Raw genomic sequence first — 20838 nt, 5'->3', positions numbered from 1 at the left:
ACGGACGGCAACGTCGAGACCTGGACCGTGGGCGCCAACTCCGGCATCGCCACGGCGGCCTGGTTCGGCAGCTACCAGGGCAACGGCCCAGAGTGGGTCAACCAGGACATCACGATCAACGGCGTCTACTACCCGAACATTGACGGCAACCAGCTGGCCGGCTCCAACTGGGCAGCGGTCATGAACGCCGCCGCCGGCAACCCCGCCTACCCGGTCAACCCGCTGACGGCGCCGCCGGCGAGCATGCTCAGCCAGACCGCCCCGCTGGTCGCCGGCACCAACGACCCCCTGGCCGGCAGCGGGGTCCCCGTACAGCAGCAGCCCAATGCGGGCGACTCACAGACTCAGGCCCCCGCAGCCCCGGCGCAGCCCGCCCCCAAGCCGACGCACGCCCCGGCACCGCCGGCCGTCCCGACGCAAATGCCGGTGGTCCCGCCGGTGACGCCGGCACCGCCGAAGGCGCCCCCGGGCGGCTGACGCGGGCCTGTCCGGGCCCTCAGCCGGCGGCGGTTCCCGCCGACAGGACCGCCAGGAGCGCCGCTCCGTCCGGAACGCCCAGCCCCGTGCAGGCGTCCCAGCCGGGCGTGGCGTGGTAGCTGCCGTTGTTGCCGCCGGTGATGTCCCTGAAGCCCGGGGCGGCCTGCCCGTCCGTTTCGCCCGCATAGATGGCCGGTTGCAGCAGTCCCAGCCCGCCGCCGCGCGACTGGGCGAGGCGGGCCACCAGGGCGGCCCACAGGGGTGCCACGGCGCTGGTGCCGCCGATCACCATGTCCGTTCCGTCGACCCGGACGCGGTAGCCGGTCTGTGGATCCGCGACGGCAGCGACGTCTGGGACACCGCGTCCGCTGGGCGTGCCCGCGGGCCCCTTGGCGGCGAGCACGGTGACGTGCTGCTGCCAGTCGGGCAGCGGGAAGGCGTCGCTGACCCCGCCGCCGGTCGCCGAGCTGGAGGATTCATTCCACACGGTTTCGCTGGCCACCTGCCCGGTGGCCGGGTCCGCTTCGAGACGGGTGCCGCCGCACGCCAGGACGTGCGGGCTCGACGCCGGGAAGTCCGCGTGGTTTTGGCCGTCGCCCTGGGCGTCCGCGCTGCCGTTGTCCCCGGCCGCCGCGGTCACGGTGATGCCCAGCATGCCGGCGTCGATGAACGCGTTGTCCATGGCGGTGCGGGCCTGCCCGGTCCACTGGTCCTCGCTTTGGCCCCAGCTGATGCTGATCGCCGCCGGAGCGGGCGCGGCATGGGTGGCGGTGGCCACGGCGTCAAGGAAGCCCGCGTCGGTGTTGGGCGCGAAATACACCTTCAGGGTGGCGCGCGGGGCCAGTGCCCCGGCAACCTCAATGTCGAGCAACACCTCGCCGTCGGCTCCCTGGGGGTCACCGCCGGGCACGTTCACGGCGCCGTCCACGCCGACCGCCTGCACGGTCGGGCCGGTGATGCCGAGCCCGGAGAAGTACTCGTCCAAGTCCGCCTGGCCAAATCCGCCGCCGAGTTCAATGATGGCGACGACCTGCCCGGTGCCGTCCGTGCCGCCCGGAAAGTTGTAGATGCGCCCCAGGTCCAGGGGCGTGTAGCTCACGTTGCCGGCGGCTGCCGGCGCGAAGTGAAAGGGGGCGCGGGCCGACGGCCTGTCGTCGAGGCCCAGCACGGCCGTCACCACTCCGTCGAGTGTTGCCGGCACGCTCAGCCCGCCCGTGCGGTGGCGGTGCGTGGCGCTTTCATTGTTGGGGCCCACGCTGGAAACCGTGTCGAGCTCCGTGCCGAAAATCTCGCATAACAGCCCCACGGGACCGGCCACGCGGAGCCTTCGCGACGCCGCATCCACCTCTACCACCGTGGCGCCAAGCCCGGTGAACGTCCTGGTTGCCAGTTCGACGTCGGCCGGGTCGGCCGCGTAGGCGGCCGGCAGGGTGCGTGTCCCGTCGGGGCCGGCCGGGGGCGCGGCGGCTCCCGGCTCCGCACCCGCGCGGCGCAGGACGACCGTCACCGTGATCTCCTGCTTGTACAGCTCGTCCTGCGTGGGGGTTCCGGCGGGGCGGTGGAGTGCCTGCGGGGCCGGTCCGCGGCTGCTGCCGGGGAGGGGAACCAATTCGGGTCCGGACGCCGCCGCGGCGTGCCGCCCGCGGCGCGGCGTGTCAGTGGCGGGCTCGGCGCCGCCACTGCCTGGCTGGTGTTCCCGCGGGGCCCCTGCCGCCGGCTCTTGTGCATCGTGTCCCTCAACAGGCGGTTCTTGTACTGGCATGGCACGCACCCTCCACTAGATATGGGCGATACTACGACCCATTTACGGTGCAGACAACGGCCCGATCACGCAGAGGCATTGCCTTGAGGCGCCAGGCGGCCCACACCGGGGCGCGCTGGGCGCCGGTGAAAGCTGCCCATGGACGACGGGGCGCCTTCAGCCTTGCCGCGCCGCAGACTCCTCGGCAGCCCTCAAGGCGCCTTCCAAGACGGCCACCGCCGTCCTGTATTCCGCCGTGCGGTCCGCGCCGGGGTGGCGGCGGAGTTGTTCCGCCTTGGCCATCGCCTTGACCAGGGCCGAGGTCTCCGGGACCCGAACGTCGGTCATGGCGGGGAAGTCGATGGACCGGGCGGGGTCCAGTTCGTAGCGGCCCCAGCGGGCGAGCACGGAATTGTGCCGGGCATACAGAGCCTGGCGTTCCGCGTCGGACTTCCGCCGGGCGGCCGCGTCGGCCTGGAGGGTCTGGCGCACGGCAACCACCCTGTTGGACCACCACCAGGCGCCTGCCGCCAGGAGTGCCAGCGCGGCACCGGCCCAGCGGTTGAGCGCCACGGTGATCAGTATGGCCGGCAGCAGGACGCAGAGGCCGGCAAAAATGTACCAGAATTGGGTGTCGGGGTCGTGCTCAAGGGCCGGGCGGACTTTTGCCAGCCAGACGGTTGCGGCCGTTGTCACCACCACCAGCACGGCCAGCAAGGCGAACCCTGCAAGGGCTGTCAAAACCATCGCGGCACCTCCTGCCAAACCGTCCGCAGGCCGTCGGCCGGGACACCCGTCGAGGGAGCCGGCCACGCCGGATTCCCCTCCTTCCATTGCAGGCCCTTTCCGCCGCAAGGTCAAGGGGGCCACAGCGGCCGGAGCGCCTGGGCCCACGCCAGCGGGATTCCCTGACCGGGGAGCGGGGTGAGGGCCCCGATGTGGACTAGTCGAGCCGGTGCCGGGGCTCCGCCGGCTGCGCGGCGCCGGGTGCGTGGCGGCCGGGGCCCGCGCCTGGCTGGGCATGGCCGGGCGTTGTTCCCGCGCGCCCGCGCCGCTCGACGGCCGGCACCCGCCGTGCGGGTGGGAAGTCGGCGGGTGGAAGGCCTGCGCGCGTCAGCCCGGGCAGGGGAAGCCGGCCGGCTGAAGGGCCGGAAGGTGCCTGGCGGCCCTCCGCCGGGCCGCCCTGCGCGTGGCCGCCCTGCGCCGGGTCCCGCGGCGTCGTGGGGAGCCCGCCGGCGGTCACCGCCGCCGGGCCGGGGTACGCGTATTTGCCGCCGCGGAGGGCGGACGCAACCGCCGCAACCAGGCACGCGGCAATGGCAAAGCCAAACGCCACGGCGAGCCCGGCGGCGAACGGCCCGGATATCAAGGCCGGGAAGAAGCCGCGGCCGGTGAGGTAGGCGGCATCGGCGGGGGACAGGCCGGAGAGGGCGGCCGGCCCCAACAGTGTCTGGACCGGGTTGTAGCCCAGCAGCGAGGCAAAGAGCACGGAGACGGGCGGCAGGGAGGCGACGTGTCCGGCGTCGGCCGCGCTGATGCCGTGGGCGGTGAGCCCGCTGCTCAGGGTGGCCGGCAGGGTGCGGGCGAGGCCCGTGACCATGAGGGAAAAGAAGATGCCGATGGACAGCACCATGGCTGAGTTTTGAAACGTGGTGCTCATCCCGGCACCCACCCCGCGGCGGTTGGGCGGCAGGCTGTTCATGATGCCGGCCCGGTTGGGCGCGGCAAAGAGCCCCATGCCGATGCCGTTCACCAACAGCGCCAGGGCAAACATCCAGTATTGGAAGTTCACTGGCAGCAGGAGCAGCCACCAGAAACTCAGGGCCGCCACCACCATCCCGCCCGTGGCCAGGAGCCGGGCGCCCATCCTGTCCGAAATCCAGCCGGACACGGGGCCCGCCACGAGGAAGCCGGCGGTCAGCGGCAGCATGTAGATCCCCGCCCACAGCGGCGTGCTGGCAAAGTCGTAGCCGTGGCGGGGGAGCCAGATGCCCTGCAGCCAGATGATCAGGATGAACATGAGTCCGCCCCGGCCTATGGCCGAGAGCAGGCTCGCCAGATTCCCGGCCGTGAAGGCGCGGATCCGGAAGAGCTTGAGTTCAAACATGGGATCCGGGACCCGCAGTTCAATGGCCGCGAAGGCCGCCAGCACGGCGGTGCCGCCGATCAGGGCCGAGAGCACCCACGGGTTGGTCCAGCCCATCGTGTGCCCTCCGAAGGGCTGGATGCCGTAGGTGATGCCCACCAGCACCGCCACGAGTCCGGCGGCGAAGGTCACGTTGCCCCACCAGTCGAGCCGGGCCGGCTGGCGGATGCCGTTGTCGTGCAGCTTCAGGTAGGCCCACACCGTGCCGAAGATTCCGACGGGGACGGAGACCAGGAACACCAGCCGCCAGTCAACCGGGCCCAGCAGCCCGCCGATGATCAGGCCCAGGAAGGATCCGGCGATCCCTGCCACCTGGTTCAGGCCGAGGGCGAGCCCGCGCTGGTCCACGCCAAAGGCGTCGGTGATGATGGCGTTGGAATTTGCCATGAGCAGCGCGCCGCCCACCCCCTGCAGGATGCGCATGGTGATCAGCCAGTACACGGCCGGAACACCCGTCATCCACGTGACGGAAAGCAGGATGGAAAAGACCGTGAAGATGGCAAAGCCGGCGTTGTACATCTTTACCCGGCCGAACATGTCCCCGAGCCGGCCGAAGCTGACCACCAGGACGGCCGTCACCACCATGTAGCCCATGATGAGCCAGAGCAGCAGCGAGGTGTTGCCCGGGGCGAGGGGATTGATGCCGACGCCGCGGAAAATGTCCGGCAGCGCGATCAGCAGGATGGAGGCGTTGATGGTGGCCATCAGGACGCCCACCGTGGTGTTGGAGAGCACGATCCACTTGTAGTGCGGGCTCGCAAGGTCGCGGTCGCGCCGTGCGCGGGCCGCGGCAGCGGTGGTTATTTTCACTGTTGTTTTGGCCACAGTGTTCGCACTCCCTCGGATAGTCCTACGTCCATGGGCAGGGGTTGGTGGTTACCTCTGTCAACTATCCATGCTATGCCTGTCGCGGCACGGTGAAGCTGAAAGGTTCCTGTCAACGCGGGGACGGGGCCGGCCGGAGGCAAGGCGTCGATCCGGCCGCGGGCCCGTGTTCGGTCCGTCCGCACCCGTGCCGAACACCGGTGGAACAAGCGCGGCCCGCCCGCTGCCGGAGGGACGTCCCGGGTCTGATAATCTGGCCGTATCCACGGACCTCCCGGCACGCCCTCCAAGGGCTGGCGATGCTTGCCGGTTGCAGATAACGGGTGGACACTGGAATCCGTTGCTGACTTGAGGAGAGCCACATGCACCTGACGCCCCGCGAACACGAGAAGCTCATGATTGTGGTGGCCGCAGACCTCGCGCGCCGACGGCAGGCCCGCCAACTCAAGCTCAACCATCCCGAAGCCATCGCGATCCTGACGTATGAGCTCGTTGAAGGGGCCCGTGACGGGCGCACCGTGGCGGACCTGATGAGCTGGGGGAGCACCATCCTGAGCCGCGACGACGTCATGGAAGGCGTGGCGGAGATGATCAAGGACGTTCAGGTGGAAGCCACCTTCCCGGACGGCACCAAGCTGGTCACGGTCCACAACCCCATCCGCTGACCCGGCCACACTGCGGACCGCCGCCCACCAAAGGCGGTCCACGGCAAGCGGTCCAATGACAGCCGAGCACTGAAAGGCAAGCCATGATTCCGGGTGAATACATCCTCCGCACCGATCCCATCACCTGCAACGAACAGGCCGAGGCAAAGCCGCTGCAGGTCACCAACCGCGGCGACCGGCCCATCCAGGTGGGCTCCCACTACCACTTCCTCGAGGTCAACAGCGCCCTCGAGTTCGATCGCGGCGAAGCCCGCGGGTACCGCCTGGACATCCCCGCGGGCACCGCCGTCCGCTTCGAACCGGGCGACGCAAAGACCATCAAGCTGATCAAACTCTCCGGCACCCGCGAAGTCCACGGATTCCAGGACCAGGTGAACGGGCCGCTCGACGCCGGCTCGGCAGGGGAGGGGCGCAAATGAGCTTCGAACTGAGTCGCAAGCAGTATTCGGACCTCTACGGGCCGACCACCGGCGACGCCGTGCGCCTGGCAGACACCGAGCTGTTTGCCGAAATCGAGCACGACTTCACCAGGTACGGCGAGGAAGTCGTGTACGGCGGCGGCAAGGTCATCCGCGACGGCATGGGCCAAAACGGCCAGCTGGTCCGCGACGAGGGCATCCCCGACACCGTCATCACCAACGTGATCGTCCTGGACTACACGGGCATCTACAAGGCCGACGTCGCCCTGCGCGACGGCCACATCTTCAAGATCGGCAAGGCCGGCAACCCCCAAATCTCCGACGGCGTCACCATCACCATCGGCGCGGCCACCGACATCATCGCCGGCGAGGGGAAGATCCTCACGGCCGGCGGCATCGACACGCACGTGCACTTCGTCAGCTCCGACCAGATCCCCGTGGCCCTGGCCTCCGGCGTCACCACGCTCATCGGCGGCGGCACCGGCCCCTCGGATGCCAGCAAGGCCACCACCGTCACGCCAGGCGCCTGGCACATCGGCAAGATGCTGCAGGCCGTGGACAGCATGCCCATCAACGTCGGCCTGCTCGGCAAGGGCCACGCCAGCGCCATCGAGCCGCTCGCGGAGCAGATCCGTGCCGGCGCCATCGGGCTGAAGGTCCACGAGGACTGGGGTGCCACGACGTCCTCGATCGACATGTCGCTGAAGGTCGCCGATGAGTACGACGTCCAGGTGGCCATCCACTCCGACACCCTGAACGAGTGCGGCTTTGTCGAGGACACGATCCGGGCCATCGACGGCCGCGTCATCCACACCTTCCATACGGAGGGCGCCGGCGGCGGGCACGCTCCGGACATCATCAAGATCGCCGGGCTGCCCAACGTCCTCCCGGCATCCACCAACCCCACCCTGCCCTACACGGTCAACACCATCGACGAGCACCTGGACATGCTCATGGTCTGCCACCACCTCAGCCCGGACATCCCGGAGGATGTGGCCTTCGCCGACTCCCGCATCCGCAAGGAAACCATCGCCGCCGAGGACGTCCTGCACGACATGGGCATCTTCTCCATCACCTCCTCCGACTCCCAGGCCATGGGCCGCGTGGGCGAGGTGGTGCTGCGCACCTGGCAGGTGGCCGACGCCATGAAGCGCCAGCGCGGCAAGTACGACGACGACCCCTCCGTGGGCGACAACGCGCGCCTCAAGCGCTTTGTGGCCAAATACACGATCAACCCGGCCATTGCCCACGGCATCGCCGATTCCGTGGGCAGCGTCGAGGAAGGCAAGTTTGCCGACCTGGTGCTGTGGGAACCTGCTTTCTTCGGCGTCAAGCCGGAGATGGTGCTCAAGGGCGGCCAGATGGTCATGAGCGTCATGGGCGACCCCAACGCCTCCATCCCCACCCCGCAGCCACGGACCCTGCGCCCGAACTTCGCCTCGCTGGGCCGCGCGGTGCACTCCAGCTCCATCACGTTCATGTCGCAGGCCGCCGTCGACGCCGGGGTGCCCGCGCAGCTGGGCCTGCAGCACGAGGTCCGGGCCTGCCACGGCATTCGCAACCTCACCAAGTCGGACATGAAACATAACGGCGGCACACCGGACATCCAGGTGGACCCCGAGACCTACGAGGTCCGCGTGGACGGCGAAGTGATCACGGCCGAACCCTCCAGCGTGCTGCCCATGGCCCAGCGCTACTTCCTGTTTTAAAAGGAGATCAATGATTATCAGTGCCATCCTGGGCAACAAGTTTGACCCGGCCACGGACTCCTTTGACCCCGCCAGTCTGGCCGGGCTGCACGAGGAAAAGGTGGTGCTGCCCTCCGCCGCCCTGGTCAAGCGCATCCAGCGCGTCACCACGGACCACGGCAGGGAGCTGGGCATCAGGCTCACCGGCGACACCGTGGCCGACCTTCGCGACGGCGACGTCCTGTTCCTTGCGGGGCACAGCGCCATCGTCGTGGCCGTCGAGTCCACCGACGTGCTGGTCATCGCCCCGGCGACCATCAAGGAGATGGGCGTGGTGGCCCACAACCTGGGCAACCGGCACATGCAGGCCCAGTTTTTCGACGCGGACACCGAGTACGGGGCCGAGGTGATGGTGCTGGCCTTCGACCACACGGTGGAGGACTACCTCAGGCACGTCGGCGTGCCGTACTCGCGCCAGGAACGCGTGATGCCCGTGCCGTTCCGGCACGCCGAACACTCGCACTGAGGCCGGCCATGAACTCCGCCGCACCGTCCTACCTGCTGCCGCTGCTGCAGCTGAGCGATTCGGCCCTGCCCACCGGGGCCTTCAGCCACTCGTTGGGCCTGGAAACGAGCCTGCACCGCGGCCAGGTGCACGACGAAGCCACCTTTGCCGACTGGCTCACCCAGTTCATCCGCATCCAGCTCGTCCACTCCGACGGCATGGCCATCCGCCTTGCCCTTGAGGCTGACACGGAGGCCGGGCTGAACCGGGTGGACCGGGAGCTGCACGCCGCGGCGCTGCCGCGGGAAGTCCGTGAGGCCGGGGTGAAAATGGGCGCGCGCATGCTGGACATTGCCCTTGCCGTGGCCCCCTCGGCGGGGCTCGGCCGCTACGCCGACGCCGTGGCCCGCGGGGAGTGCGCCGGGCACCCCTCCCTGGCCTTCGCCGTCGCCGGGAAGTCCCTGGGGGTTCCCCTGGGCGAGTTGTTGACGACGTACCTGTTTTCCACCGCCACGTCGCTGACCCAGAACGCGATCCGCGGCATCCCCTTGGGCCAAAGCGCCGGCCAGCGGGTCCTGCGGGCCGCCCACGGGGAGGTGCGGGACGCCGTCGTGCTGATCCAGGTGCTGGAACGCGGGGACTTCGGCGTCACGGCCCCCGGACTGGAAATCGCCCAAATGCAGCACGAACGCCAGCGGGCGCGCATGTTCATGTCCTGACCCCACAAACTTTAGAAGGAGACACACATGAAACCCATCAAGATCGGCATCGGCGGCCCGGTCGGCGCCGGCAAGACCCAGCTTGTGGAGCGCCTCACCCGGGCCCTGGACGGGGAAGTGTCCACCGCCGCCATCACCAACGACATCTACACCATCGAGGACGCCAAGATCCTGGCCGCGAACGGCGTGCTGCCGCTGGACAGGATCATCGGCATCGAAACCGGCGGCTGCCCGCACACGGCCATCCGCGAGGACACGTCGATGAACTCGGCCGCCGTGGCGGAGCTGGAGGCACGGCACCCGGACCTGCAGGTCATCTTCATCGAGTCCGGCGGCGACAACCTCTCCGCCACGTTCAGCCCCGAGCTCGTGGACTTTTCCATCTACATCATCGACGTGGCGCAGGGGGAGAAAATCCCGCGCAAGGCCGGGCAGGGCATGATCAAGTCCGACCTCTTCATCATCAACAAGACCGACCTGGCCCCCTACGTGGGCGCCGACCTGTCCGTGATGGAGGCGGACACGCTCGAGTTCCGCGGGCCCAGGCCCTACTGCTTCACGAACCTGAAAACCGACGACGGCCTGGACCACGTCATCAGCTGGCTCAAGCGCGACGTGCTCATGCTGGACCTGGAAGCCCGGTGACCGCAGCCGTCACCTCCGCTGGCGGCGGACCGGCATTCCCTCGGTCGCTCCCCGCCCAATCGGCCGCGGGCCGCCTCGGCCTCCTGGGCGCGAGCTCCGGGAACACCGGATCCGCCACGGTCGGCCGGCTTGCTGAACCGTCCCCGTGGGCCGGGACGCTTTCCCTGTCCATCGACCGGCGCGGAGACAAGTCGATCGCGGTGCGCCAACACCATGCCGGGGCGCTGCGGATCCTGCGTCCGCACTATCTCGACGGGTCCGGGCAGGTCTGCTACGTGGTCATCAACCCGGGCGGTGCCTACCTGGGCGGGGACAGGTACCTGATCGAGGTTGATGTCGCCCCGGGGGCGGACCTGCTGCTGACCACTCAATCAGCCACCAAGGTGTACCGCACGCCCGGCAGCCGCGCCGAACAGCACACCCACGTGCGGCTCGGGGCCGGGGCCCGGCTGGAACTGCTCCCGGACCCCCTCATCGCCTACCGCGAAGCGTCGTACCGCCAGGTGACCACCGTGGACATGGACCCCTCGGCATCGTTCGTCATGGCCGAGGTCCTCACGCCGGGGTGGTCCCCGGACGGGAAGCTGTTCCGCTACGACGAGATCCGCCTCCGGAACGAAGTCTCCGTTGACGCACGGCTGAGGGTGCTGGACAACTTGTTGATCCGGCCCCGGACGGGCTCGCCGGTGGACGGCATGTCCTTCATGGACCGGCACACCCACCTGGGCTCGCTGCTGGTCATGGACGCACGCGTCGATGGTGTGCTGGTCGACGAACTTCACACCGTCCTGGCGCCCATGGACCCGCAGGGGCAGCTGGGGATCACGCTGCTGGACGGGCCCGGCCTGGCCCTGCGCGCCCTGTCCCGCTCCACCGAACCCCTGAACGAAATCCTGGCCGCCGCCGTGGACCTGCTCCGCAGGCGCTGGCACGGCCAGGAAAACCTGAACCTGAGGAAATACTGATGACCGCCACCGCCCGGAGGGGATACCTCGAGCGCGAGCAGCTCCCCGTGGCCAGGCGTGCAGGTGCCACCTTTGCGGCGGTGGCCGCGCTTCACCTCGCGGTGGTCGCCCTGATGGCCTTCTCCGCCCTCCGCGACCCGCACCCCTTGGCCCTGGGCCTGGTGCTCACCGCGTACCTGGCCGGCGTCAAGCACAGTTACGACTGGGACCACATCGCCGCCATCGACAACTCAAGCCGGAAGTTTGCCGCCGAGGGCAGGGCTCCCGTCAGCGTCGGCTTTGCCTTCAGCATGGGGCACAGCTCCGTGGTGATGCTGGCCGGCATCCTGGTGGTCAGCGGCGCCGGAATCATGGGAACGCTGCTCCGGGAGGGGTCGGCCGCCAACATGGCACTGGCCGTGTCCGGGGCCGGCGTTTCCGCCTTGTTCCTGCTGGCCATCGGCCTGTTCAACGGCTCCGCGTTCCTGAAGGCCAATGTGCTCTTCCGGCGCGTGCGCCGGGGCGGATCGGTGGCCGGCGGCGAGCTGGTGCCCACCGGCATGGTGGCCCGGCTCCTGACCAAGCCCCTGTCCCGCGTCAAGCGGCCCCGGGACATTTATGTGCTCGGCTTCCTGTTCGGGCTGGGCTTTGACACGGCCTCCACCATTGCGTTCCTGCTGCTCACCGCCTCGGCCGCGCTGGCCGGGATCTCCATCGGGGCGCTGCTGGCCCTGCCCTTGGCCTTCACGGCGGCCATGACGCTCTGCGACACCGCCAACGGCATGGCCATGATGAAGATGTACCGCTCGGCCCTCATGAACCCGGCCCGGCGGATCGGCTTCAACATGGTTGTCACGGGGCTTTCCGCGACGTCGGCCCTGTTCATCTCGGCGCTGACCGCCGCCGCCGTGCTGCACGAGGCGCTCCGGCTCACGGACCCCGTCACCAGCTGGCTGGCGGGACTGGACCTCGGCCAGGCAGGGCTGTTGCTGGTGGGATTGTTCCTGGCGGTGTGGGGCGTGGCCGCCTTGGGCTGGCGCCGGGACCGCACCCGCGCGCCCGGCCCGGCTGGTCCCCCAGGCCGATAGTGGCGGCCCGTCAAGGCAGGCGGGGCCCCACGGCCAGCATGATGGAGAGTGCCGCCATCATCACCAGGGCGTAACGGAACATCAGCCGGGCCCACGCCTCAGCCGGCTCGGCGGCGAGCCCCCGGACGGCCGCCGCGACCCATCCAATGCACAGGGGGCCCATCACCGCCGTATAGCTCCAGCCGGCGAGGCCGGCGGGCTGGGGGAGCAGCGCCACCACGCCGAAGGCAACCGCGTACGCGAGAATCCGGACGTTGGTGTGGGCAACGCCGCGCGCCACGGAAATGACCGGAACGCCCGCCCTGGCGTACTCGTCGCGGCGGTAGATGGAGATGGCGTAAAAGGCCGGCAGCTGCCAGAAAAACAACATGAGAAACGCGATGGCGGCGCCGGCGTCCAGCCTGCCGGTGGCGCCCACATATCCGCCAAGGATTGGTGCGGCGCCGGAGATGCTGCCCACCAGGGTGCCGTGGACGGTCATCCGCTTCGACAGCATTCCGTAGAGCACCACGTACGCCAGGTAGCCGCCCAGCCCAACGGCGACCACCAGCCAGTTGGTCCAGGCCACCAGCATGGCGATGCCGGCCAGGCCCATGAGCACTGAAAAGATCAGCGCATTGCGGGCCTCGACGCTTCCTGTGACAGTGGCCCGCTTCCTGGTCCGTTCCATCACCGAGTCGATGTCACGGTCCAGTACGTTGTTCAGCACGCAGGCGGAGCCGATCACCAGCGTGGTGCCGGCGCAGACTGCCAGAAACTGCGCCCAGTCCACGCGGCCGGGGCTGCCGAACACAAAGCCCGCGGCGGCGGTGAGGACATTGCCAAAGAGCACTCCCGGTTTGGCCAGCGAAAAGTAGCGCAGGGCCGCAGCCCTCCAGCTGCTGCCGGTGGCGCGGGCGGCCAGGGCGGCGTCGGTGCCGTCGGCCGGGGATTTGCCGCCCATTCGACGGGCAGGTGGCGTGGGGCGGGGCGCGGCCATGCGGTCGCCTTTCAACGAAGTGCGGTGTCAAACCAGCATATCGAAACAATGCAACGGCGCCCGGTCACGGTTGGTCGCAGGTGAGACGGGAGATAACGTTTGGGGCCGCCGTCGTTGTGTGCTAACAATTCACCGCCATTTGGTTCCCGGGGCTCGCATGCCGTGCGGTGGTGCGATAAACCTGAACTTGCCCATCACCCGTTCAGTGCACACATTCCCCCAAGGGGTGTTCCCAATGAGAAAGTTCAAGTCATGGCTGGCCGTACTGGGGCTGCTGGCCGCATTCGTTTTGGTGGCGCCAAGCCAGTCACAGGCGGCCCCCTACTGCGGGATCACCTGGGGTTCCCTGGCGAAGTCCGCAGGCACGCTGTCCAGTGCACCCATCTCCAACGTCAGGGCCGGCCGGCATGCCTGCTTTGACCGCCTGGTGGTTGACATCAGCGGCCACGGCGGCGGCTACACGGTGCAGTACGTCTCCGCGGTCCACCGCGAGGGCAGCGGCGCTGTGCTGCCGCTGCGCGGCGGCGCATTCCTGCAGGTGGTGGTGAAGGACCCCACCTACAACGTGGCGACGGGCGCCGCCGTCTACAGCCCCGCCAATCCCCGTGAGCTGGTCAACACTGCCGGCTACGCCACGTTCCGACAGGTGGCACTGGGCGGCAGCTTTGAATCCCAGACCACGCTGGGTCTGGGCGTGCGGGCACGCCTGCCGTTCACGGTGTTCACGCTGGGCGGACCGGGGAACCAGACGCGGCTGGTCGTTGACGTCGCCCACCGCTGGTAGGCGTTGGGACGCGCCGGGGCGCTATGCCCCGGCGCTTTCGCGCAGGATGACTTCCCCCGTGATGCCGGCCCCGGGTGCGTGCTCCGGGTCCAGGGCCAGCTCCGCCGCGAGCCGGCCAATCCCCTTCAGCGGCAGCCGATACGTGGTCAGCCCGGGGGAGTGGTCGCGCAGGGTGGGGATGTCGTCAAAGCCGGCCACCTGCACGTCCTGGGGGATGCGCAGCCCGCGCGAGCGCAGCGCCGTCATGGCGCCGAGGGCCATGACGTCGTTGGCCGCCAGGAGGCACACGCCGGCGGCAACACCGCCGCCGTCCCCCGCCGCGGCGCCGCCGGGCCTGATGCCGAGCGCGTCCAGGCACTCGAGCGCGGCGTCAAAGCCACCCTGGCTGTTGAAACCGCCCGGGACCACGGCCAGCGGATCGATTCCGGCCGCGGCCAGGGCGTCCAGGAAGCCCTCCACGCGTCGGCGGGCCGTGTTCCGGTCCCCGGGGCCGGCGAGGACGGCAAACCGGGCGTGGCCGCGGTCGATGAGGGCACGGGCCAGCGCGGCCGCCCCTTCCCTGTTGGGCAGGGTCAGCGACTGCGCCCCCGGGATGGTCGTGGCGCCCAGGGCCACCACCCGGCCCCCGTTTTTGATGTAGCGGCCCAGGGCGGCGGAAAGCCGCGGGTCCTCCTCCTTCAGCCGCGACACCGCGAGGATGATTGCGTCCGTGCGGTAGGAGATGAAGGCGTTGACGGCGGACAATTCTGCGCTGCGCTCCGGTTCGGCACCGCCGGCGATGTCCGTGCCCGCGAGCAGCACCTGGTGGCCGTGCTGCAGCGCGGACTCCTGGACGCCGTGGGCAATTGCGGAAAAGTAGGGGTCGGCGATGTCGTGGACCACCAGGCCCACCAGCCCCGTTGTGGACCGGGCCAGGGCCTGCGCCTGTGCGTTCGCAACGTAGCCAAGCTCGTCGGCCGCGGCCCTGACGCGGTCCGCGATGGCGGCGGCCGGCGTCCGGGCGGAGCCGTTCAGGACCCGGGAGGCGGTGGCCAGCGACACGCCGGCCTGGCGGGCCACTTCTGCTAGTTTCACGCTCACGGTGCGGATCCTTCTCGTGGAATGGCTGTGGGTCCGGCGGACACGTCTGAGGGGTCTTGACCGGCGGCTATGTTCAGCATATATTGGAAAGCGCTTTCCAAACTTCGGGCCACGCCGGACCACCCGCCGCGGCCACCACCCCCTTCAAGGAGTTTCCAGTGTCGCTGACAGCCACCACCGAACGGGCCGCCACCGCAGCCACTACCGCCGGCACCAGTACGGGGGGTGGAGGGAAGGTCATCCGCATCGCCATGAACGGCATCACCGGGCGCATGGGCTACCGCCAGCACCTGCTCCGCTCCATCCTGCCCCTGCGCGAAACCGGGCTGACACTGGAAGACGGCACCAAGGTTGCCATCGAGCCCATCCTGGTGGGCCGCAACGAGGCCAAGGTGCGCGAGCTGGCCGGGCTGCACAACGTTGGGCACTGGACCACCGACCTGGACGCGGTCATCGCCGACCCCACGGTCGACGTCGTCTTTGACGCCTCCATGACCAGCCTGCGCGCCGCCACCTTGAAGAAGGCCATGGCCAACGGCAAGCATATCTTCACCGAGAAGCCCACGGCCGAGACCCTGGAAGAGGCCATCGAGCTGGCCCGCATCGGCCGGGAAGCGGGCATCACCGCCGGAGTCGTGCACGACAAGCTGTACCTGCCCGGCCTGGTCAAGCTGCGCCGCCTGGTCGATGAGGGCTTCTTCGGACGGATCCTCTCCATCCGCGGAGAGTTCGGCTACTGGGTCTTCGAAGGCGACCACCAGGCGGCCCAGCGCCCCTCCTGGAACTACCGCAAGGAAGACGGCGGCGGCATGACCACCGACATGTTCTGCCACTGGAACTACGTCCTGGAAGGGATCATCGGCAAGGTCAAGAGCGTCGCCGCGAAGACCGCCACCCACATTCCGGCCCGCTGGGACGAGGCGGGCAAGGAGTACAAGGCAACCGCCGACGACGCCGCCTACGGCATCTTTGAGCTCGAGACCCCGGACGGCGACCCCGTCATCGGCCAGATCAACTCCTCCTGGGCCGTGCGCGTCCACCGCGACGAACTCGTGGAGTTCCAGATCGACGGCACCCACGGCTCCGCTGTGGCCGGCCTGAACAAGTGCGTCGCCCAGCAGCGCGCCCACACGCCCAAACCCGTCTGGAACCCGGACCTGCCCGTCACCGAATCCTTCCGGGCGCAGTGGCAGGAAGTCCCGGCGAACGCGGAACTGGACAACGGCTTCAAGCTGCAGTGGGAGGAGTTCCTGCGCGACGTTGCTGCCGGCCGCGAACACCGCTTCGGCCTGCTCTCCGCAGCGCGCGGCGTGCAGCTGGCCGAGCTGGGCCTGCGGTCCTCCGAGGAGCGCCGCACCCTGGACATCCCGGAAATCGAGCTTTAACCATGACCACCTCCATCACCCTGCCGCTCGCCACCGGCGGGCTTGAAACCCTGACGCTGAACGCGACCGGCCCGTGGCGCAAGCCGGCGTCCCTGATCACCAGCCGCAAGGTCTACGCGGCAGCCCACGTCACTCCGAAGGTGCTGGGCGGCAACGTCCCCGGCGCCCCGGCCGACATTGACTGGGACGCCACCCTGGCCTTCCGCCGCGAACTGTGGAGCTGGGGCCTGGGCGTCGCCGACGCCATGGACACCGCCCAGCGCGGCATGGGCCTCGACTGGGCCGCCACGCAGGAGCTCATCAACCGTTCCGCCGCCGAGGCCGCCCTCTTTGCGAGCCCCGAGCGCACGGTCCGCGACCTCCTGGCCTGCGGCGCCGGCACCGACCAGCTGGACCCGGCCTCCGTTGAGCCCGGCGAGGCCGGCCTGGCCGCGGTACTGGCCGCCTACCGCGAGCAGATCGCCGTCGTCGAGGCCTCCGGCGCCAAGGTCATCATCATGGCCTCGCGCGCCCTGGCCAAGGTTGCCGCGGGCCCCGGAGACTACCTGGCCCTCTACGGCACGCTGCTGTCCGAGGTGAAGGAGCCTGTTGTCCTGCACTGGCTGGGCACCATGTTCGACCGTGCCCTGGCCGGCTACTGGGGCAGCGACGATGTCTCCGCCGCCACGGTCACGTTCGAGCAGCTCGTTGAGGCGCACGCCGCGAAGGTGGACGGCGTGAAGGTTTCCCTGCTGGACGCCAGCCACGAGGTTGCGCTGCGGGCCGGCCTCCCGGGGGGCGTGCGCCTGTACACGGGGGACGACTTCAACTACCCCGAGCTCATTGACGGCGACGGCTCCCACCACTCGGACGCGCTCCTGGGCATCTTTGCCGCGATCGCCCCCGCCGCCTCAACCGCCCTGCAGGAATACGATGCCGGCCGTCCGGCCGGGGCGCGGGCCATCCTGGACTCGACCCGGGACCTTGGCCTGCACATCTTCGAGGCGCCCACGTACCACTACAAGACGGGCATCGCCTTCCTCGCCTGGCTCAACGGCCACCAGGCCGGCTTCCAGATGGTCGGGGGCCTGCACTCCGGGCGCGACGTCAACCACCTGGTCAGGCTGTTCCGCCTGGCCAACACGGCCGGCCTGCTGCTCAACCCCGGGCTGGCCGCCACCCGCATGGCGGGGTTCCTGAACACCGCAGGCGTTTCCTCCGAGGCCGCAGTTGGGTCAGCAGTCTTGGAAGGCGCCAACACATGAGCACCTTCGAAAAGCTCTCCATCAACACGGCCACCATCAAGAGGGCCTCGCTCACCGAAGCCCTCGACCTCAGCGTCGCCGCCGGCCTTTCCCACATTGGCCTGTGGCGCGACAAGGTCGCCGAAGTCGGCCTTGACACGGCCGTCGAGCTGGTCAAGGCGTCCGGCCTGCGGGTCTCCAGCCTGTGCCGCGGCGGCTTCCTGACCGCGGCGAACGAGGCTGGCCAGGCCGCCGCCCTCGAGGACAACAAGGCCGCCATCCTCGAGGCGAAGGCACTCGGCACCACCGAAGTCATCATGGTGGTGGGCGGGCTGCCCGACTTCAGCGTGGCCCCCGGCGCCGTGGACGCCGGGGGCGGCGCACCCGCCGTCGCCGGGGGCAAGGACCTGGTGCTGGCCCGCCGGCGCGTGGCGGACCGCCTCGCCGAGCTGGTGCCGTTCGCCCTGGAACACGGCGTCCGCCTGGTCCTGGAAGCCCTGCACCCGATGTATGCCGCCGACCGCGCCGTGCTCTCGACCCTGGGCCAGGCCCTGGACCTGGCCGCGCCGCACCCGGCCGGGGCCGTCGGCGTCGTGGTCGACACCTTCCACGTCTGGTGGGATCCGTCGCTGCGTGAGCAGATCGCCCGCGCCGGCGCCGAGGGCCGCATCGCGACCTACCAGGTGTGCGACTTCAACCTGCCCATCGCCGCGGACGCGCTGCTGTCCCGCGGATTCATGGGCGACGGCGTCATCGACTTCGCGTCGATCGGCGCGTGGGTTGCCGGGGCAGGCTACGACGGCCCGGTCGAGGTGGAGATCTTCAACGAGGAGATCTGGAACCGGCCCTGCGCGGACGTCATCGACACGGTCAAGCAGCGGTACGCCGAGCTGGTGGCCCCGCACCTCGGGTGATGGCGCTGCACGGAATTCCGCTCCGCGCCATGCAGGCGGCGACGGTGGTCCGTTCAACGTGCAACCTCCACGATCCTGTCACCGCCCGGCGTGGGGGCGCCGCGGCCGTCAGTGTTGTTCGTCAGGACAAGCAGGCGGCCGCCGGGCGTTAAGGCCACGTCGCGCAGGCGGCCCAGCTGGTTGGTCAGCAGCGCGCGGGCGGATGGTTCGCCGTCGAGGGCCACCTGCCACAGCCGTTCACCGCGCAGCGCCGCCATGTACAGCGTGGTGCCGCTGATGGCGATGCCGCTGGGGCTGGCCTGGTCCGTGGGCCAGACAAGGACCGGATTCGTGAACGGGGCCAGGTCCGGGCCGCCCATTCCCTCGACGGTGGGCCAGCCGTAGTTCCTGCCGGCCCTGATCTCATTGAGTTCGTCCCAGGTGTTCTGGCCGAACTCGGAGGCCCACATGCGGCCGCGGCTGTCCCAGGCGATCCCCTGCACGTTCCGGTGCCCCATGCTCCAGACCGGGCTGCCGGGGAACGGGTTGCCGGCCGGGATGCCGCCGTCGGGGGTCATCCGCAGGATCTTCCCCGACAGCGAGGACCTGTTTTGGGCGTTGGCGCTGGTGCCGGCGTCGCCCGTGCCCACGTACAGCATCCCGTCGGGGCCAAAGGCGATCCGGCCGCCGTTGTGGTTGGACGATTTGGGGATGCCCTGGAGAATGACGGCTGCCGGCCCCAACGACCTGCGGCCGGCCGTTTCCAGCAGCGGCATCCGCACAATCCGGTTGTCCGTCGCCGTGGTCAGATAGGCGAACAGGTCAAGGCAGGGGTTGTCGGGATCAAACGGACCAGGCCGCGGGCAGGAACCCACATGCACCGCCAGTCCCAGCAGCCCTCCCTCACCCTGGTGCACGACGCCGGCGACGGTGCCAACAAGCTGCCTGGTGCCCTTCGGGGCGACGTCGATGACTTGCCCCGCATCGCGTTCGCTGACCAGGAGGTGTCCGTCGCCCAGGACCACCATGGACCACGGTGCTGCCAGCCCGCCCACGGCAACGGTGCCACTTCCCGTGGGAACGGGGATCGACGGCGGCCGCGCGGTGACGGTTGTTTGCAGGTTTTCGGCCTGGGGTGGACCGGTGCAGGAGGCAAGTGCCAGGGCCGCGCACAGTGCGAGCGCGGTTGGTCCGCCGCGTCGCCGAGGAGCCCCTGTGCCCACCATCCCCCGAGCCTAGCGCAACGGGTCCGGCCCGGCGCTGTCCCGATCACAGTGGCCCCGGCGCCGCGAGGGTGATGGCCAGCCGGTGCTCCACGGGCAGGGGGCGGAGGAAGTGCTCATGGAGGTTGAGGCGGTGTAACGACCTGGCGTCCGGGAAGTCGCTGATCTTGACGGGCGCGCCGTCGGTGGTGTTTCTGCAATAGTTCACGAGCGGGTGCTCGCCGACGAAGCGGGCATGCACCTCGCGCGTTTCCACGCCCAGGCTGTGGAACGGAGGGTCACGGCAGCTGACGCCACGCGGACCGAATTCACTGTAGGTGGCGACGTCACCTCCCGGCAGCGACGACAGCGCGGGGGCACGGGGTCAGGAAATTGCCCAAGCCGGTTCGGGGGATCCAGACCCCCACCTGGTCCACCAGCGTTTCCAGCTGACGAAGCGACATGTACATCTCCAGCGCCCGATTTCACGAAGCCGCCTGGTGGCACGCCGCCGCGGTCCTGGCCCGGGGAGTCGTGCGCGATGTGCGTATATTCAACCGCCGCCCCGCTGCCTGGCGTAGGGGGTGGGCGGAAGCTGCACCGCAAAGATGAGGACGGCACATCACGGATTCAGGACGCATGGCGCAGTTGCGCGAGGGCATCCACGGCACAGTGGTTTCCCCGCAGGACGGGGGCCATGACGCGGCGCGGGCCGTGTACAACGGCATGATCGACAAGCATCCGGCGGCGCGGCCCGGTGGGAACCCGTCCCGGGTGCCGGACCGGTGCTGGGTCAGTTCGTCGGGCCCATGCCCTGCACGGCGCTCAACGGCCTGTTTCATGCCATGCTTCCGGCGGGGATGCAGGCCTGCCGGACGGCGGATTTCCCGGAGCAACTGAGCGATCAGGCGCGCGGGGTTGCCGTCGAGTTCAGTTCCCGGGTGCCCAGCGTCCAGCCGGCCAGCCACTTTTTGTCCAATTATTGGCGCGGTGCAGCGGGTGGCTGCTGATTTAACGGCGTTCGGCTGCCGGGACGTGGGATTTGTCCCGTCATTGCCGGCAGGTGGGACCACCCGGCGGCCAACGCGGCCAACATCAAGTGGGTGCGGGACCATCAGGAGGCGCTGCGCCCCTACGCCGAGGCTGGCGGCTACATCAACTTCATGGACGCGGATGACCAGCACCGCATCCAGGCCAACGACCCCGGCAACGTCTTCCACCTCAACCAGGACATTGTGCCGGCAGAACCTGCACTGTCCCATCAATGACACTCATTAGTGGCGGCGACTGGATGAAGGGAGGTGAAAAGAGTGGCACGGGTGATGATTGACTGCCGCAAAGTGCCCGGCGACGTTGGCTGCACCCTGACGGTGGCGGGAACGGGAGAGGAGGTCCCGGCCGTCTCCATGGCGCAGGCAGGGCGCCGCGCG

Annotated in this window: 20 protein-coding genes and 1 pseudogene; 14 read left to right on the top strand and 7 right to left on the bottom strand. The window is 69.5% G+C overall.

Features of this window, described 5'->3' with window-relative positions; translation table 11 throughout:
- A pseudogene (locus G6034_RS08525) lies at positions 1 to 477 on the top strand (hypothetical protein); the annotation flags it as partial.
- Between the two features lie 19 nt (positions 478 to 496).
- Here G6034_RS08525 and G6034_RS08520 read toward each other — a convergent pair.
- The 3 genes from G6034_RS08520 to G6034_RS08510 form a co-directional block, all read right to left on the bottom strand.
- On the bottom strand, positions 497 to 2239 hold the full coding sequence (locus G6034_RS08520; protein WP_218063723.1) for a S53 family peptidase: 1743 nt from the start codon (positions 2237 to 2239) through the stop codon (positions 497 to 499).
- A gap of 156 nt (positions 2240 to 2395) precedes the next feature.
- Positions 2396 to 2965: a hypothetical protein gene (locus tag G6034_RS08515; RefSeq protein ID WP_176634674.1), complete on the bottom strand. Its 570-nt coding sequence runs from the start codon at positions 2963 to 2965 to the stop codon at positions 2396 to 2398.
- Positions 2966 to 3161: 196 nt separating this feature from the next.
- Positions 3162 to 5174: an MFS transporter gene (locus G6034_RS08510; protein WP_218063722.1), complete on the bottom strand. Its 2013-nt coding sequence runs from the start codon at positions 5172 to 5174 to the stop codon at positions 3162 to 3164.
- 377 nt (positions 5175 to 5551) lie between these two features.
- On the opposite strand from G6034_RS08510, the gene G6034_RS08505 reads away from it, so the two are divergent.
- The 8 genes from G6034_RS08505 (at position 5552) to G6034_RS08470 (ending at position 11862) form a co-directional block, all read left to right on the top strand.
- Positions 5552 to 5854, top strand: coding sequence for an urease subunit gamma (locus G6034_RS08505; protein ID WP_176634673.1), 303 nt, complete (start codon positions 5552 to 5554; stop codon positions 5852 to 5854).
- 83 nt (positions 5855 to 5937) lie between these two features.
- Positions 5938 to 6273 carry an urease subunit beta gene (locus G6034_RS08500; RefSeq protein WP_176634672.1) on the top strand — a complete coding sequence of 112 codons (336 nt, stop codon included), beginning with the start codon at positions 5938 to 5940 and terminating at the stop codon, positions 6271 to 6273.
- The gene (gene ureC / locus G6034_RS08495) at positions 6270 to 7982 is read left to right on the top strand and encodes an urease subunit alpha (protein ID WP_176634671.1); all 1713 of its coding nucleotides are present in this window, start codon (positions 6270 to 6272) and stop codon (positions 7980 to 7982) included. Before G6034_RS08500 ends, ureC begins: the two co-directional genes overlap by 4 nt.
- Before the next feature lie 10 nt (positions 7983 to 7992).
- A complete protein-coding gene (gene ureE, locus G6034_RS08490; protein WP_176634670.1) occupies positions 7993 to 8487 on the top strand; it encodes an urease accessory protein UreE in 495 nt (164 codons plus the stop codon).
- Positions 8488 to 8495: 8 nt separating this feature from the next.
- Positions 8496 to 9185 (top strand): urease accessory protein UreF, encoded by a 690-nt coding sequence (locus G6034_RS08485; RefSeq protein WP_176634669.1) that lies wholly within the window; start codon positions 8496 to 8498, stop codon positions 9183 to 9185.
- A 27-nt stretch (positions 9186 to 9212) separates the two neighbouring features.
- A complete protein-coding gene (ureG, locus tag G6034_RS08480) occupies positions 9213 to 9830 on the top strand; it encodes an urease accessory protein UreG (RefSeq protein WP_176634668.1) in 618 nt (205 codons plus the stop codon).
- A complete protein-coding gene (locus G6034_RS08475) occupies positions 9827 to 10795 on the top strand; it encodes an urease accessory protein UreD (RefSeq protein ID WP_343037991.1) in 969 nt (322 codons plus the stop codon). Before ureG ends, G6034_RS08475 begins: the two co-directional genes overlap by 4 nt.
- Entirely contained in the window at positions 10795 to 11862 is a 1068-nt protein-coding gene (locus tag G6034_RS08470) for a HoxN/HupN/NixA family nickel/cobalt transporter (RefSeq protein WP_176634667.1), read from the top strand. Before G6034_RS08475 ends, G6034_RS08470 begins: the two co-directional genes overlap by 1 nt.
- Positions 11863 to 11872: 10 nt before the next feature.
- Here the strand turns inward: G6034_RS08470 and cyoE are convergent, their stop codons facing one another.
- Positions 11873 to 12841, bottom strand: coding sequence for a heme o synthase (cyoE, locus tag G6034_RS08465; RefSeq protein WP_176634666.1), 969 nt, complete (start codon positions 12839 to 12841; stop codon positions 11873 to 11875).
- Positions 12842 to 13076: 235 nt separating this feature from the next.
- Between cyoE and G6034_RS08460 the strand changes: the two genes are divergently transcribed.
- Positions 13077 to 13625: an AMIN-like domain-containing (lipo)protein gene (locus G6034_RS08460; protein ID WP_176634665.1), complete on the top strand. Its 549-nt coding sequence runs from the start codon at positions 13077 to 13079 to the stop codon at positions 13623 to 13625.
- 21 nt (positions 13626 to 13646) lie between these two features.
- Here the strand turns inward: G6034_RS08460 and G6034_RS08455 are convergent, their stop codons facing one another.
- Entirely contained in the window at positions 13647 to 14705 is a 1059-nt protein-coding gene (locus G6034_RS08455; protein WP_176634664.1) for a substrate-binding domain-containing protein, read from the bottom strand.
- 251 nt (positions 14706 to 14956) lie between these two features.
- On the opposite strand from G6034_RS08455, the gene G6034_RS08450 reads away from it, so the two are divergent.
- From G6034_RS08450 to G6034_RS08440, 3 genes are read left to right on the top strand one after another with little or no spacing between them, the layout of a single operon-like run.
- Positions 14957 to 16090 (top strand): Gfo/Idh/MocA family protein, encoded by a 1134-nt coding sequence (locus G6034_RS08450; RefSeq protein ID WP_176634686.1) that lies wholly within the window; start codon positions 14957 to 14959, stop codon positions 16088 to 16090.
- Between the two features lie 2 nt (positions 16091 to 16092).
- Positions 16093 to 17334, top strand: coding sequence for a dihydrodipicolinate synthase family protein (locus G6034_RS08445; protein WP_176634663.1), 1242 nt, complete (start codon positions 16093 to 16095; stop codon positions 17332 to 17334).
- Positions 17331 to 18227 (top strand): sugar phosphate isomerase/epimerase family protein, encoded by an 897-nt coding sequence (locus G6034_RS08440; RefSeq protein ID WP_176634662.1) that lies wholly within the window; start codon positions 17331 to 17333, stop codon positions 18225 to 18227. Before G6034_RS08445 ends, G6034_RS08440 begins: the two co-directional genes overlap by 4 nt.
- Positions 18228 to 18280: 53 nt before the next feature.
- On the opposite strand, the gene G6034_RS08435 is transcribed toward G6034_RS08440, so the two are convergent.
- Together G6034_RS08435 and G6034_RS08430 are read right to left on the bottom strand one after the other, a co-directional pair.
- Positions 18281 to 19432 carry a PQQ-dependent sugar dehydrogenase gene (locus tag G6034_RS08435; RefSeq protein WP_176634661.1) on the bottom strand — a complete coding sequence of 384 codons (1152 nt, stop codon included), beginning with the start codon at positions 19430 to 19432 and terminating at the stop codon, positions 18281 to 18283.
- A 43-nt stretch (positions 19433 to 19475) separates the two neighbouring features.
- Positions 19476 to 19685, bottom strand: coding sequence for a hypothetical protein (locus tag G6034_RS08430; protein WP_176634660.1), 210 nt, complete (start codon positions 19683 to 19685; stop codon positions 19476 to 19478).
- Positions 19686 to 20511: 826 nt separating this feature from the next.
- On the opposite strand from G6034_RS08430, the gene G6034_RS08425 reads away from it, so the two are divergent.
- A complete protein-coding gene (locus tag G6034_RS08425; protein ID WP_176634659.1) occupies positions 20512 to 20676 on the top strand; it encodes a hypothetical protein in 165 nt (54 codons plus the stop codon).
- The last annotated feature ends 162 nt before the right edge of the window (positions 20677 to 20838 follow it).

It is taken from the genome of Arthrobacter wenxiniae (assembly GCF_013376105.1).
GTDB lineage: Bacteria > Actinomycetota > Actinomycetes > Actinomycetales > Micrococcaceae > Specibacter > Specibacter wenxiniae.
Note: the sequence above shows the minus strand (reverse complement) of the source record. Positions and strands in the feature narration are given on the sequence as shown.

Coding starts and splice junctions, on each gene's coding strand:
- G6034_RS08450 (WP_176634686.1), top strand. CDS start 14,957: ATGAACGGCATCACCGGGCGCATGGGCTACCGCCAGCACCTGCTCCGC.
- G6034_RS08515 (WP_176634674.1), bottom strand. CDS start 2,965: ATGGTTTTGACAGCCCTTGCAGGGTTCGCCTTGCTGGCCGTGCTGGTG.
- G6034_RS08520 (WP_218063723.1), bottom strand. CDS start 2,239: ATGCCAGTACAAGAACCGCCTGTTGAGGGACACGATGCACAAGAGCCG.
- ureC (WP_176634671.1), top strand. CDS start 6,270: ATGAGCTTCGAACTGAGTCGCAAGCAGTATTCGGACCTCTACGGGCCG.
- ureE (WP_176634670.1), top strand. CDS start 7,993: ATGATTATCAGTGCCATCCTGGGCAACAAGTTTGACCCGGCCACGGAC.
- cyoE (WP_176634666.1), bottom strand. CDS start 12,841: ATGGCCGCGCCCCGCCCCACGCCACCTGCCCGTCGAATGGGCGGCAAA.
- G6034_RS08505 (WP_176634673.1), top strand. CDS start 5,552: ATGCACCTGACGCCCCGCGAACACGAGAAGCTCATGATTGTGGTGGCC.
- G6034_RS08435 (WP_176634661.1), bottom strand. CDS start 19,432: ATGGTGGGCACAGGGGCTCCTCGGCGACGCGGCGGACCAACCGCGCTC.
- ureG (WP_176634668.1), top strand. CDS start 9,213: ATGAAACCCATCAAGATCGGCATCGGCGGCCCGGTCGGCGCCGGCAAG.
- G6034_RS08460 (WP_176634665.1), top strand. CDS start 13,077: ATGAGAAAGTTCAAGTCATGGCTGGCCGTACTGGGGCTGCTGGCCGCA.
- G6034_RS08500 (WP_176634672.1), top strand. CDS start 5,938: ATGATTCCGGGTGAATACATCCTCCGCACCGATCCCATCACCTGCAAC.
- G6034_RS08445 (WP_176634663.1), top strand. CDS start 16,093: ATGACCACCTCCATCACCCTGCCGCTCGCCACCGGCGGGCTTGAAACC.
- G6034_RS08470 (WP_176634667.1), top strand. CDS start 10,795: ATGACCGCCACCGCCCGGAGGGGATACCTCGAGCGCGAGCAGCTCCCC.
- G6034_RS08440 (WP_176634662.1), top strand. CDS start 17,331: ATGAGCACCTTCGAAAAGCTCTCCATCAACACGGCCACCATCAAGAGG.
- G6034_RS08485 (WP_176634669.1), top strand. CDS start 8,496: ATGAACTCCGCCGCACCGTCCTACCTGCTGCCGCTGCTGCAGCTGAGC.